The organism is Limimaricola pyoseonensis (genome assembly GCF_900102015.1).
Classification (GTDB): Bacteria; Pseudomonadota; Alphaproteobacteria; order Rhodobacterales; family Rhodobacteraceae; genus Limimaricola; species Limimaricola pyoseonensis.
On record NZ_FNAT01000002.1, the window covers coordinates 274,506 to 286,781 of the forward strand.

15 protein-coding genes are annotated in these 12,276 nt (G+C 69.9%); 6 read left to right on the forward strand and 9 right to left on the reverse strand.

Features of this window, described 5'->3' with window-relative positions; genetic code table 11:
* Positions 1 to 7 precede the first annotated feature (7 nt).
* Together BLT43_RS05080 and msrA are read left to right on the forward strand one after the other, a co-directional pair.
* Positions 8 to 1,246, forward strand: coding sequence for an MFS transporter (locus BLT43_RS05080; protein WP_090110691.1), 1,239 nt, complete (start codon positions 8 to 10; stop codon positions 1,244 to 1,246).
* Positions 1,247 to 1,301: 55 nt separating this feature from the next.
* On the forward strand, positions 1,302 to 1,952 hold the full coding sequence (gene msrA, locus BLT43_RS05085) for a peptide-methionine (S)-S-oxide reductase MsrA (RefSeq protein WP_090110693.1): 651 nt from the start codon (positions 1,302 to 1,304) through the stop codon (positions 1,950 to 1,952).
* A 96-nt stretch (positions 1,953 to 2,048) separates the two neighbouring features.
* Here the strand turns inward: msrA and BLT43_RS05090 are convergent, their stop codons facing one another.
* Positions 2,049 to 3,008 carry a PEP-CTERM sorting domain-containing protein gene (locus tag BLT43_RS05090; RefSeq protein WP_131802621.1) on the reverse strand — a complete coding sequence of 320 codons (960 nt, stop codon included), beginning with the start codon at positions 3,006 to 3,008 and terminating at the stop codon, positions 2,049 to 2,051.
* 202 nt (positions 3,009 to 3,210) lie between these two features.
* On the opposite strand from BLT43_RS05090, the gene BLT43_RS05095 reads away from it, so the two are divergent.
* Together BLT43_RS05095 and BLT43_RS05100 are read left to right on the forward strand one after the other, a co-directional pair.
* A complete protein-coding gene (locus tag BLT43_RS05095; RefSeq protein WP_090110697.1) occupies positions 3,211 to 4,098 on the forward strand; it encodes a 50S ribosomal protein L11 methyltransferase in 888 nt (295 codons plus the stop codon).
* Between the two features lie 92 nt (positions 4,099 to 4,190).
* Complete coding sequence (locus BLT43_RS05100) at positions 4,191 to 4,535, forward strand: hypothetical protein (protein WP_090110699.1); 345 nt, start codon at positions 4,191 to 4,193, stop codon at positions 4,533 to 4,535.
* Positions 4,536 to 4,569: 34 nt separating this feature from the next.
* On the opposite strand, the gene BLT43_RS05105 is transcribed toward BLT43_RS05100, so the two are convergent.
* Both BLT43_RS05105 and BLT43_RS05110 read right to left on the reverse strand, forming a co-directional pair.
* Positions 4,570 to 4,764, reverse strand: a complete 195-nt coding sequence (locus BLT43_RS05105; protein ID WP_090110701.1) for a DUF1127 domain-containing protein — start codon at positions 4,762 to 4,764, stop codon at positions 4,570 to 4,572.
* Positions 4,765 to 4,907: 143 nt separating this feature from the next.
* Positions 4,908 to 5,927 (reverse strand): ribose-phosphate pyrophosphokinase, encoded by a 1,020-nt coding sequence (locus BLT43_RS05110; protein WP_090110703.1) that lies wholly within the window; start codon positions 5,925 to 5,927, stop codon positions 4,908 to 4,910.
* A gap of 129 nt (positions 5,928 to 6,056) precedes the next feature.
* Here BLT43_RS05110 and BLT43_RS05115 point away from each other — a divergent pair, with 129 nt between their 5' ends.
* Entirely contained in the window at positions 6,057 to 6,656 is a 600-nt protein-coding gene (locus BLT43_RS05115; protein WP_090110705.1) for a 2-hydroxychromene-2-carboxylate isomerase, read from the forward strand.
* Positions 6,657 to 6,681: 25 nt separating this feature from the next.
* On the opposite strand, the gene BLT43_RS05120 is transcribed toward BLT43_RS05115, so the two are convergent.
* The 6 genes from BLT43_RS05120 to BLT43_RS05145 all read right to left on the reverse strand — a co-directional run bounded on the left by BLT43_RS05120 (position 6,682) and on the right by BLT43_RS05145 (position 11,348).
* Entirely contained in the window at positions 6,682 to 7,728 is a 1,047-nt protein-coding gene (locus BLT43_RS05120; protein ID WP_090110706.1) for a threonine aldolase family protein, read from the reverse strand.
* The gene (locus BLT43_RS05125) at positions 7,728 to 8,168 is read right to left on the reverse strand and encodes a YcgN family cysteine cluster protein (RefSeq protein WP_090110708.1); all 441 of its coding nucleotides are present in this window, start codon (positions 8,166 to 8,168) and stop codon (positions 7,728 to 7,730) included. The genes BLT43_RS05120 and BLT43_RS05125 overlap by 1 nt, the downstream gene beginning before the upstream one ends.
* Positions 8,161 to 9,099, reverse strand: a complete 939-nt coding sequence (locus BLT43_RS05130) for a bifunctional riboflavin kinase/FAD synthetase (protein WP_090110710.1) — start codon at positions 9,097 to 9,099, stop codon at positions 8,161 to 8,163. Before BLT43_RS05130 ends, BLT43_RS05125 begins: the two co-directional genes overlap by 8 nt.
* Positions 9,100 to 9,157: 58 nt before the next feature.
* Positions 9,158 to 10,036: a TIGR01459 family HAD-type hydrolase gene (locus BLT43_RS05135; RefSeq protein WP_090110712.1), complete on the reverse strand. Its 879-nt coding sequence runs from the start codon at positions 10,034 to 10,036 to the stop codon at positions 9,158 to 9,160.
* Between the two features lie 4 nt (positions 10,037 to 10,040).
* Positions 10,041 to 10,958 (reverse strand): manganese-dependent inorganic pyrophosphatase, encoded by a 918-nt coding sequence (locus BLT43_RS05140; RefSeq protein WP_090110714.1) that lies wholly within the window; start codon positions 10,956 to 10,958, stop codon positions 10,041 to 10,043.
* Between the two features lie 132 nt (positions 10,959 to 11,090).
* The gene (locus BLT43_RS05145) at positions 11,091 to 11,348 is read right to left on the reverse strand and encodes a hypothetical protein (protein ID WP_090110716.1); all 258 of its coding nucleotides are present in this window, start codon (positions 11,346 to 11,348) and stop codon (positions 11,091 to 11,093) included.
* 635 nt (positions 11,349 to 11,983) lie between these two features.
* Here BLT43_RS05145 and groES point away from each other — a divergent pair.
* The gene (gene groES / locus BLT43_RS05150) at positions 11,984 to 12,271 is read left to right on the forward strand and encodes a co-chaperone GroES (protein ID WP_090110717.1); all 288 of its coding nucleotides are present in this window, start codon (positions 11,984 to 11,986) and stop codon (positions 12,269 to 12,271) included.
* The last annotated feature ends 5 nt before the right edge of the window (positions 12,272 to 12,276 follow it).

The following is a 12,276-nucleotide window of genomic DNA, read 5'->3' on the forward strand; positions in this document are numbered from 1 at the left end:
CTTGCGCATGACACGTATTCCGATGCCGCTTTCCGAGGCCCGGACGCTGCCGCTCTGGCGCAGGCCGGTGACGCTCCTGTTCCTGATGGCGATGGCCATGCCGGTGGCCTTCGCCACGTGGTCGGCGCTTCTGAACAACTTCGTCGTGGAGGCCGCGGGCTTCGACGGCTCGGATATCGGCTGGCTGCACACGGTGCGCGAGATCCCGGGCTTCTTCGCCATCGGCGTGATCGCGATCCTGCTCTTCGTGCGCGAGCAGACGCTGGCGCTGGTCTCGCTCGGCCTCTTGGGCGTGGCGACGGCGCTGACCGCGCAATTTCCGAGCATGGGCGGCATCCTCATGATCACCATGCTCTCGTCGATCGGCTTCCACTACTACGAGACGGTGAACCAGTCGCTGCAGCTGCAATGGCTGCCCAAGGACCGCGCGCCGCAGATGCTGGGCTGGCTGGTCTCGGCCGGGGCGGGGGCGACGCTTCTGGCCTATCTCGCCATCGTGCTGACATGGGAGGCCTTCGAGCTTTCCTACCACTTCGTCTACATGCTCTCGGGCGGGTTCTGCGCGGCGGTCGCGCTGTGGTGCTGGTTCGCCTTCCCGGCCTTCCGCGAGCCGCATCCGCAGACGAAGAGCTTCGTGCTGCGCCGCCGCTACTGGCTCTACTACGCGCTGCAGTTCATGGCCGGCGCCCGGCGGCAGATCTTCGTGGTCTTCGCGGGTTTCATGATGGTCGAGAAGTTCGGCTACGACGTGCACGAGGTCACGGCGCTGTTCCTGATCACGCTGCTGACCAACATCTTCGCCGCCCCGCTTCTGGGCCGCGCCGTCGCCCGCTGGGGCGAGCGGCGGGCGCTGATGGTCGAGTATGCCGGCCTCGCCGTGGTGTTCCTGTGCTATGGCGGGCTCTACTGGTTCGGCTGGGGCGTCGCTGTCGCCGCGATCCTCTACGTGGTCGACAACATCTTCTTCGCGCTGGCGCTGGCGCTGAAGACCTACTTCCAGAAGATCGCCGACCCGGGCGACATCGCCCCCACCGCCGCGGTGGCCTTCACCATCAACCACATCGCCGCCGTCTTCCTGCCCGCGAGCCTCGGCTATCTGTGGCTCAAGGCGCCCGACGCCGTCTTCGTGCTGGCCGCGGCCATGGCCGGGGTGTCGCTGGTGCTGGCGCTCCTGATCCCGCGCCACCCGGCGCCGGGACACGAGACCGTGTTCGCCGCGCGCAGGCTTCCCGTCGCGGCCGAGTAGCGATCGGCGGCCGCGCTGCCTATATGCCGGGCAAGCCCCTAGAAGGAGTACCGAAATGTTCGGCCTGACCACCAAGAAGACCGAGATGGTGTCGCCCGAGGAGGCCCTGCCGGGCCGCCCGACGCCGATCCCCACCGCCGAGACCCACACCGTTCTGGGCACGAAGCTCGACCCGAACCCGGCCGAGGGGCTGGAGGTGGCGATGTTCGGCATGGGCTGTTTCTGGGGTGTCGAGCGGATCTTCTGGCAGCAGCCGGGCGTGCATTCGACCATGGTGGGATACGCGGGCGGCTACACGCCGAACCCGACCTACGAGGAGGTCTGCACCGGCCGCACCGGCCACAACGAGGTGGTGCGGGTGATCTACGATCCGGCGAAGACCTCCTATGACGAGCTGCTGCGGGTGTTCTGGGAGAACCACGACCCGACCCAGGGCATGCGCCAGGGCAACGACCGCGGCACGCAGTACCGCTCGGGCATCTACGCCTTCGACGACGCCCAGAAGCAGGCCGCCGAGGCCTCGCGCGAGGCCTTCGCGCCGCGGCTCTCGGGCGCGGGCTACGGCGCGGTGACGACCGAGATCGTGGCGGCGCCCGAGTTCTACATGGCCGAGGACTACCACCAGCAGTATCTCGACAAGAACCCGGCCGGCTATTGCGGCATCGGCGGCACCGGCGTGACCTGCCCGATCGGCACTGGCGCCTGAGCCGTCTGCCCGCCCCGCGCGGCGCGCGGTGGCCGGACATCACGGGGGCGGCGCCATGCGCCGCCCCCGTTTCGTTTCGGCGGTCGTCGCCGCGTCTCAGCTCCTCCGGCGCCGCGTGATCAGGCCACCGAGGCCGAGGGCGCCCAGCATCAGCGGCAGGCTCGCCGGCAGCGGAATGGGGGCCGGCACGTCGCCGTAGACGATGTCGATCGAGGTCGAGGCAAGCAGGACCGGCAGATCCGTCGCGCCCGCGTCGATGTCGAGGATCCCCGCGAGGCCGAGCGCCTCGATGTTGTCCGACGAGATGTAGGCGTCCAGTTCGATCGTGTACTTGCCCTGGGTCTGCGGGTCGAAGCCCGGCGGCTCGAAGAAGCCGAGATTCCACGAGTTCTGGGCGACGTTGTTCTGCGCGATGAGCATGGCGTATTGCGTTGCGTTGGCCGCCACCATGCCGCCGCCATTCGCCGTGGCGTTGGTGCCGATGGCATGGTCCGCCATGGGCTGGTTGATCGGATCGAAGGCCACGAAATCGGTGCCCTCCGTGGGGTCGAAATCGATCCGGAGCTGGTAGGTCAGCTTGTCGAGCGTGAGGAACGGATCTTCCGTGGCCGGCGGAAGATCCGACGGCTCGGTCATGGAAACGGAGGTCGGGCCAACGCCCCCGCCCGTATTGCCGTCGATGACTGGAAAGGGCTGCGTGTTGATCGACCATTCGAAGTTGAAGGCCGACCGGGTCGCCGGCGCGTTTGCCTCGGCCACGGCGAAGCTGTAGGTCCGGTCGCCGTCGTAGTTGAAGGTGTTCTGCGGAGCCCCCGACGTGTCGTAGCGCAGCTTGCCCCGCAGGCCGAGCTCGACGCGGCTCAGCGCGGAGGTTCCGGTGAAGGCGCCGTTGGCGTTGCCGCTGCCGAAGATCACGTCCGGGGTGACGTTGCCCGTCCCGTTGACGGGCGCGGCCTGCGCGACGGTGCCCATGCCCAGCAGGGCAAGGCTCGAAAGTAGTAAGCGCACCATGAAAAAATCCCTCTTCAAGGAGTGTGCCGAAAGGAGCGAATACAACTAAAGGTTGCTTACGCTGCGTCATACTAACCAAGGCAGGGGATTTGACAACGCATTTGGAGAAAAGCCTGATGTGATTTCACCCACAGATTGCGTTAGCAGTGGCCGCGGCGCATGGCGGCCTCGTGCCGCCGTCGCAGCGATTGACCGCCCCCCGCGCCTGCGCCTATGCCCGCGCGCAGGCCCAGCCCGGAGAACCGCCATGCCCGTCTTCACCGCGATCACCAGCCTCGACGACCCGCGCCGCGGCGAGGTGCTGTCAGAGGCGCTCGAGGAGCTCGAGCCCGCGCCCTACGGCACCGGCGTGTTCGAGATCGAGGACGGCTCGGGGCTCTACGAGGTGACCGCCTATTTCGAGGAGGAGCCCGACGCGGTCGCGCTCGACCTGCTGGCGGCGAGCCATGGCGCCAGGCCCTTCGTGGTCTCCGAGGTGCCCGACGAGGACTGGGTCGCCAAGGTCCGGCGCGAGCTGGCCCCGGTCGAGGCGGGCCGCTTCTTCGTCTATGGCAGCCACGACGCCGACAAGGTGCCGGCGGGCCGCATCCCGCTCTTGATCGAGGCCGCCATGGCCTTCGGCACCGGCCATCACGGCACCACGCTGGGCTGCCTCAAGGCGCTCGACGCGCTGGCGGCCGAGGGCGGGCAGCCGGCCCGGGTCGCCGATATCGGCTGTGGCACGGCGGTGTTGGCGATGGCGGCGGCGCGGGTCTGGCCCGAGGCGCGGGTGATGGCCTCCGACATCGACGCGGTCGCGGTCGAGGTGGCCGAGGCCAATCTCGCCGCGAACGGCATGGCCGGGCAGGTGGAGTGCCTCGAGGCGGCGGGGTTCGACCACGCGGCGCTCGAGGCCGCGGCGCCCTTCGACCTGGTGTTCGCGAACATCCTCAAGGGGCCGCTGATCGCGCTCGCGCCCGAAATGGCGCGCAACGTCGCGCCGCGGGGCCACGTGATCCTGTCGGGCCTGCTCAACGAGCAGGCCGAGTCGGTCGAAGCGACCTACGAGGGTGCGGGCTTCGAGCCGGCCGCGCGCGCCAGCCATGGCGAATGGACCACGCTGGTGATGGTCCGACGTCACGTCCCGACCCACTAGGACGCTGCGTCGCGCGCCGCCCCGCGCGCCGATCTCCGCCTCTCGCCGTGCTAGAACGGCGGGAGAGGAACGGCATTCATGGGGGGCGCGACATGGCCTATGTCTCGGACGGCTTCACGCGGCGGGTCGACCACGCGGCGCCCCGGCGTCGAAAGCCGGGGCAGGGTGCGCGTCCCGTCACGCGGTCCGAGGGCCTGATCGTGATGCGGCCGCGCCGCGGGTTGCGGCTGCGGCTCGGGCCACGGCTGCTGCTGCTGCCGCTGGCCGTTCTGCTGGGCGCGCGGCTCTGCCTCGCGCTGTATTTCGACCCGCAGGCCTACGCGCAGTGGCAGGCCGGCCTGTCGGGCACCGGCGCGGCCGGCCGCGCCCTGGCCTGGGCGCTGACGCCGGACCCGGTGACGCAGGGCCTCGCCGCCGCGCTGGCGCCGCTCCTTTAGGGGGCAGCGGCGCGCCGGCGCGGCCCTCGCGGACTCAGCGGCGGGCCGAGCGCCGGGCGATCCGGCCGATCTCGGACCGGTCGAGGCCGATGTCGTCCAGCTCGCGATCGGTCAGCGCCGCGAGCGCCTTGGCGGTGCGACGGGTGTCGTGCCAGACGAGCAGGCGGGTCAGCAGGGCGGTGAGGGGCAGGGTGGCGGCGCCGGGGCGGGCGGTGGCGATGCTGGTCATGGCGGGACCTTGGGATTGGACTGCCGGCTGCGGCAGGGGTTGCGAATGCCGGGGATCTAGTCGCGGTCCCGGCTTCGCGCCATGGCCGTTTCGGCATCCCCGGCATGTGCCGCGCACATGCCGGGCGCCGGTGGCAGCGTGCCTCAGTCGGTGACGTACATGCCTTCGTAGATCGGCACGAGGGTCTCGTGCTCGAAGAGCGAGCTGACCGAGGTGCCGTTCCAGATGTTGAGGATCGCCTGGGCGAACATCGGCGCGGTCGGCACGATGCGGATGTTCGGCGCGGCCTTCACCGCCTCGGTCGGCTCGATCGAGTCGGTGATCACCAGCGACTTCATGACCGAGTTCTCGATCCGGCCGACCGCCGGGCCCGAGAGCACGCCGTGGGTGATGTAGCTGTGCACCTCGGTGGCGCCGGCCTCCATCAGCGTCTCGGCCGCCTTGCACAGCGTGCCGGCGGTGTCGCAGATGTCGTCGACGATGATGCAGGTCTTGCCGGTGACGTCGCCGATCACCGTCATCTCGGCCACCTCGCCCGGCTTCTCGCGGCGCTTGTCGACGATGGCGAGCGGCGCGCCGATGCGCTTGGCCAGCTCGCGCGCGCGGGCCACGCCGCCCACGTCGGGCGAGATCACCATCACCTCGTCGCGGCGGCCGCGGAAGTGGTGCGCGATGTCGAGCGCGAAGATCGGCGCGGCGTAGAGGTTGTCGACCGGGATGTCGAAGAAGCCCTGGATCTGGGCGGCGTGCAGGTCCATGGTCAGCACCCGCTCGATGCCGGCCTCGGCGACGAGGTTGGCCACCAGCTTGGCCGAGATCGGGGTGCGCGCCTTGGTGCGGCGGTCCTGCCGGGCATAGCCGAAATAGGGGATCACGGCGGTGATGCGCGCGGCCGAGGAGCGGCGCAGCGCGTCGGCCATGATCAGCAGCTCCATCAGGTTGTCGTTGGCCGGGTTCGAGGTCGGCTGGATGATGAACATGTCCTCGCCGCGGACGTTCTCGTAGACCTCGACGAAGATCTCCTGGTCGTTGAAGCGCTCGACCCGCGCGTCGACGAGGCCGACATTCATGCCCCGGTGCATCGACATCCGCCGCGCCATGGCGCTGGCGAGGGGCTTGTTGGCGTTTCCGGCGATCAGCTTCGGCTCGGTCACGGTGGGCATCGGGGCAGCATCCTTCGGGCAGACTGGCTGGGCCGCCCGAAGGGCCGGGCGGCGATGATTGACACCGCCTATCACAGCCCTAGGGTGACGCAAACCTGCCCGTTGGGGCCGTCTGTCAAGGGGGTGCGGATGCCGCAGATCGACTACTTCTTCGCGACGCTCTCGCCCTATGTCTACATCGCCGGCACGCGGTTCGAGGAGATCGCCGCGAGATACGGCGCGGAGATCACCTACAAGCCGATGGACGTGGTGGCGCTGTTTCCCCGCTCGGGCGGGCAGGCGCCCAAGGACCGGCATCCGAGCCGGGTCGAGTACCGCGCCCAGGAGCTGCGGCGGCAGTCGAAGAAGGCGGGGCTGCCCTTCAACCTGCGCCCGGCCTTCTGGCCCACCAACGCCGCGCCCTCGAGCTACGCGATCATCAACGCGCAGAAGGCGGGCGGCGGCGACATGGGCCTCCTGGTGCACGCCATCACCCGCGCCTGCTGGTCCGAGGAGAAGGACATCGCCGAGGAGGCGGTGATCCGCGCCGCGCTCGAGGAGGCGGGGTTCGACCCGGAACTGGCCGAGAGCAACATGATGGGGGCTGCGGACGAATACGCCTCGAACCTCGAGGAGGCGGTGCGGCGCGGCGTGTTCGGCTCGCCCTTCTACATCACCGACACCGACGAGCGGTTCTGGGGGCAGGACCGGCTGGGCGACCTCGCGCTGCACCTGTCGGGGCAGCTCTGAGCCGAAGGCGCCCGGCGGGCGCGCCTCAGCCCAGCAGCGACAGGAAGCGCGCCACGCCCTCTTCGCCCACCGACCAGTCGCAGACCATGCGCGCAGTGAGCCGCGCCTCGGGGTCGCCCGCCATCGGATCGCCGTCCATCACGTAGAAATCCGCCCCCGCCTCGATCAGCCGCCGCAGCGTGGCGCGGGGCAGGGTGACGAAGACGAGGTTGGCCTCGGCCGGGTAAAGGATCTCGGCATCCTCATGTGCGCGCAGCCCCTCGACCAGCATCCGCCCGGCGGCGTTGGCCCGGCGTGCGAGGTCGAGCCAGAGGTCGTCCGCCAGATAGGCCTCCATCTGCGCCGACAGGAAGCGGTGCTTGGAGAAGAGGTGCCCGCCGCGCTTACGGCGCAGCGCGAAGTCGCGGGCGAGGTCGGGCTCGAAGAACACCGCCGCCTCGACGCCCAGAAGCCCGTTCTTGGTGCCACCGAAGCTCAGCGCGTCGACGCCCGCCTTCCAGGTCATCTCGGCCGGGCTGCAGCCCAGCGCCGCGACCGCGTTGGCGAAGCGCGCGCCGTCCATGTGCACGCGCTGGCCGCGCGCGCGGGCCAGATCGCCGATGGCGCGCAGCTGGTCGAGCCCGTAGACCGCGCCGGTCTCGGTGACCTGCGTGACCGAGATCGGCCCCGCCTGCGCGTTGTGGAACGAGCGCGCGCCCTCGGGGCCGATCACCCGCTCGAGATCGGCGACCGACATCCGCCCGTCGGGGGCGGGAACGATCGAGAGCTTGGCGCCGCCGGTGTAGAATTCGGGCGCGTTGCCCTCGTCATGCTCGATATGCGCGTGCTCGGAGCAGAAGATCGCGTCCCAGGGCTGCGCCATGCAGCCGAGGATCAGCGAGTTCGCTGCCGTTCCGGTCCCGACCAGATGCACCTCGGCCTGCGGCGCCTCGAAGATCTCGCGAATACGGTCGCGCACCCGGTCGAGCGCGCTTTCCGAGCCGTAGGCGCGCTGGTGGCCGTCATTGGCCCGCGCGATCGCCTCGAGCACGGCGGGGTGGGCCGGGCCGGCATTGTCGGAGGCGAACTGCATCAGACGGGCTCCTCGATGATGTGGTCCTCCCAGTCGTCGTCATCGACCTGGGTTTCGGGCACGGTGCGGTGGATCATCGACACGCCGGCGCGGTGCACGGTCGCCGGGTCGCCCGAGATCAGGTGGTGCCAGTCGTAGAGCGGCCGCCCCTCGGCCCGGAGCCGGTAGGCGCAGGTCGCGGGCAGCCAGTACATGGTCTCGGCGATCTTTTCGGGCGTCAGCACGATGCATTCGGGCACGTAGCGGTGCCGCGTGGCGTATTTGGTGCAGCGGCAGGTCGCGCCGTCGAGCAGGCGGCAGGCGACGCGGGTCAGCGCCACCTCGCCGGTGTCCTCGTCCTCGATCTTGTTGAGGCAGCACTTGCCGCAGCCGTCGCAGAGCGCCTCCCATTCCGCCTTGTCGAGCTGTTCGAGCGGCAGTTCCCAGAACTTGTCACGCATGGGCCAGCACCTCGCGGGCGCGGGCGCAGTCGGCGTCCATCTGCGCGATCAGCGCCTCCAGCCCGTCGAACCTCTCCTCGCCGCGCAGGTACTCGACCAGCGCGACGGAGATCTCGGCGCCGTAGAGGTCGCCCTTGAAGTCGAACAGGAAGGTCTCGCAGTTCGGGTGGTTCTCGCCGAACATCGGCCGCACCCCGATCGAGGCGGCGCCGTCGTAGCTGCCGGCATGCGGGCCGTCGAGCACGTCGACCTTGACCGCGTAGACCCCGAAGCGCGGCATGTGCAGCCCGTCGACGGCCATGTTGGCGGTGGGGTAGCCCAGATCGCGGCCGCGCTTCTCGCCATGGATCACCTCGCCCTCGAGCCGGTGCCAGTGGCCGAGCATCCGCGCCGCGTCGCGCGGCCGGCCCTCCGAGAGCGCCTCGCGGATCGCGGTGGAGCTGACCTCGCCCTGGTCGAAGGCCACCAGCGGCGCGATGGTGACGCCGAAGCCGAAGCGTTCGCCCAGCTCGCGCAGCATGGCGGTGTCGCCGGCGCGGCCCTTGCCGAAGCGGAAATCGGCGCCGACCACGACATGGCGCAGCCCGAGCCCCTCGGCGATCACCTCCTGGGCGAAGCCCTCGGGCGTGTGCGCGGCGAGATCGGCGTCGAAGCGCAGCTCGTAGAGCTTCTCGACACCGACCTTCTGCAGCCGGTGGGCGCGGGCGGCGCGGTTCATCAGCCGGAAGGGCGGGGCGTCGGGGGCGAAGTACTCGCGCGGATGCGGCTCGAAGGTCATGACGCCCAATGGCGCGCAGAGCCGTTCGGCCTCGGTCCGGGCGAGGTCGATCACCGACAGGTGCCCGAGATGCACGCCGTCGAAATTGCCGATCGCGGCGGCGGCGCCGCGATCCTCGGGGGCGATGTCGGTGAAGTCGCTCAGAATGCGCATGACGCCTTGGGTAGCCGTGCGCCGGGGCGCGCGCAAGCGGGCGCGCGCCCCGGCCGGATCAGCGCAGGAAGCCGATGGTGAACTCGGGCGCCTGCCGTTCGCTCTTCAGATAGGCCTCGAGCCTGTCGGGGTCGGGCTGACCGCCTTCGCGCGTGCCGGTCTCCTTGGCCGCGAGGCCGCCCGAGATGAACAGGCAGTCGAGCTCTTCGCCGGCCGCGCCCGAGACGTCGGTGTGCGGCCCGTCGCCGATGCAGATGATCCGCGCGTCCGACACGGTCGGGTCGATCTCCGCGAGCCTACGGCGCGCGAGGTCGTAGATCGGCGGGTGCGGCTTGCCGAAATAGAGGCTCTCGCCGCCCATCTCGGAGTAGAGCTTGGCGAGCGCGCCGGCGCACCAGACCCGCTCCTCGCCGCGGTCGACCACGATGTCGGGGTTGGCGCAGAGGAGCTTCAGCCCGCGCTGCTTGGCCTTCAGGAACTGCGGCCGGTAGACCTCGGGGTCGGCGTGCTCGTCCTCGGGGCCGCAGCAGACGATGCCCTGGGCCGCGTCGAGATCGGTGCGGGTGATCTCCACCGGATCCTTGATGATCTTCAAGGGCTCGAAGAAGGCCTCGTCGCGTTCGTCGCCGATGAACCAGACCTTCTCGCCCACCGCGCCGGTGAACATCGCGGCGCGGGCCGAATCGCCCGAGCTCGCGATGCTGTCATAGCTGTCCTGCGGGATGCCGAGGCCGCGGATCTGCTGCTCGACCGACAGCCGCGGGCGCGGCGAGTTGGTGACGAGGATCACCTTGCCGCCCGCCGCCCGGAAGCCGCGCATCGCGGCGACGGCGTCGTCATGGGCCCGCACGCCGTCATGCATGCAGCCCCAGAGATCCACGAAGGCGGCGTCGTAGTCGCCCGAGATGTCGGCGAAGCGGTCGATGATCCTCGTCATCGGCTCAGGCCTTCAGCACGGGGATGATCTGCTTCTTGCGGCTCATCACGCCGGGCAGCACCACGCTGTCGCCGGTGACGGTCGCGTCGAAGCTCTTCTCGGCGATCGCCTTCACCGCGTCGTTCGGCACGATCAGCGTCGCCTCTTCCTTGAGGATGTCGACCACGAAGAGCAGCACCTCGTCGGCGCCGTCCTCGGCCGCGACCTTCGGCATCGCCTCCTTCAGCGCGTCCTTGCGCGACAGCACCTGCTCGGGCGAGGTGGTCTCGAGCACCGAAACCCGCAGCTTCTTGCCGTCGACCGTGGTCTCCTTGCTGTCCATGCGCAGCAGCTCCGCCTCCGAGAAGGCCGAGACGTCGGACTTGGCGGCGAACATCTCGGCGGCATAGGCCGGGATGTCGAGGCCGAGATCGGCGGCGAGCCGCTCGGCCAGCGCCTGGTCGGCCGGGGTGGTGGTGGGCGAGCGGAACTCCAGCGTGTCCGACAGGATGCACGACAGCATCAGCCCCTTGATGCCCTCGGGCATCTCGGTCGCGACGTGGCCCATCAGGTCGTGCATGATGGTCGCGGTGCAGGCCAGCGGCTTGATGGTGATGTCGATCGGGCCCTTGGTCTCGAGGCCGCCGAACAGCTTGTGATGGTCGATGATCGCGGTGATGTCGGCGGCGTTGATCGAGGCCGGCAGCTCGGCGGGGTTGTTGGTGTCGACGATCACGACCTTCTGGCCGGCCTCGACGTCGTCGATCACGGCGGGCAGCTCGAAGCCCCAGCGCTCGGCGACGAAGGCGGCCTCGGTGTTGGGCGTGCCCAGCAGCCGCGCCTCGGCCTGCTGGCCCTGCTGCTGCAGGTACCAGGCCCAGATCAGCGGCGAGCCGGTGGAATCGGTGTCGGGCGCCTTGTGGCCGAAGACGAGCGTGGTCATGGGATTTCCTCGGAAGTGACGTGTGGTCGGGTCGCGCGCCTTATAGGCAGGCGCGTCCGCCTTGTCACGCCGATGGGCCGGGCCGAGGGGCGGGGACAGGGCGGCGCGGGAGATCCCGCGCCGCCCCTTGCCTTACCGGGCCGGCTCCGGGGCGGGCCGTCTGGCGATCAGCGCCCGCAGGCGCGGCCAGACGCCGCCCGCCGCGCCGGCGCGGGCCGGGGGGCTGCCGCTTGCGTCGGGCAGCGCGGCGAAGCCGGTGCCGGTGGCCGGGTGGCGCGGGCCCAGCTCCAGCCGGGCCGGGCCGCCGCGGCGGACATGCGGCCGGTCTTCCCAGGGCGCGGGCGCGTCGGGGGCGGCACGGTGGTCGACGATGTAGAACGGAGGGTGCATTGCTGTGCGTCCTTCAATTTCAGGTTGAGTTTGCGGGCAGGGGACATCCCGGCCCGGTCTGCGGGCGCAAGCGGTCCGGGCGGCGGCGCGCGGGGCACCACCGGCAGGGCCGGTCACGAACGCTGCGGAAGCGCGCCTAGAGCGGTGAGGCGCGCGGGCGGTGGGCGGCGGGTCCGGCGATGGCGGGCCATGCGCCCACGCCGCGTCGCGAGAGGCGAAGCGGGGTGGGGCAGGCCAGCGTCGGGCCGGAGTCGATGCGCCGATCGACCGCGTCGGAAATGGGGGTCATGGAACGGGTCCCGGAAACTTGAAACTCGGGGCGTGGCGGGGGCATGAAGCGCCCGCGCCGCGTCAGGGGGCGATACGGCTTTCAGCCGTGAAGGATGTATCCTCTGGTCATAGTCGCCCTCCCGTTCCGGGGTTGTCCTGCGCGGCACTATGCACGAGACGGGACGTTGGGGAAGCCCTTATTTCGATAAACTGCACGCGGCAGGGAAACCGTGTCGTTTCCGCCGAGCCGACTTCTTGACAGGGGCGTGAGCGCTGCCTAACTCTGCCGGCGTTGGCACTCACCGAGGGGGAGTGCTAATGCCCCCGAGGGGCATGAGAACACATACTGCTGAGGAGCTGCAGAGATGGCATTCAAACCGCTTCACGACCGGGTCCTGGTGCGCCGCGTCGAAGGTGAAGAAAAGACCAAGGGTGGTCTGATCATCCCCGACAACGCCAAGGAGAAGCCGGCCGAGGGCGAAGTGATCGCCTGTGGCGAGGGCGCGCGCAAGGACAATGGCGAGCTGATCGCGATGGCCGTCAAGGAAGGCGACCGGATCCTGTTCGGCAAGTGGTCGGGCACCGAGGTCACCATCAACGGCGAAGAGCTGCTGATCATGAAGGAAAGCGACATTCTCGGCGTCATCGCCTGAGATCG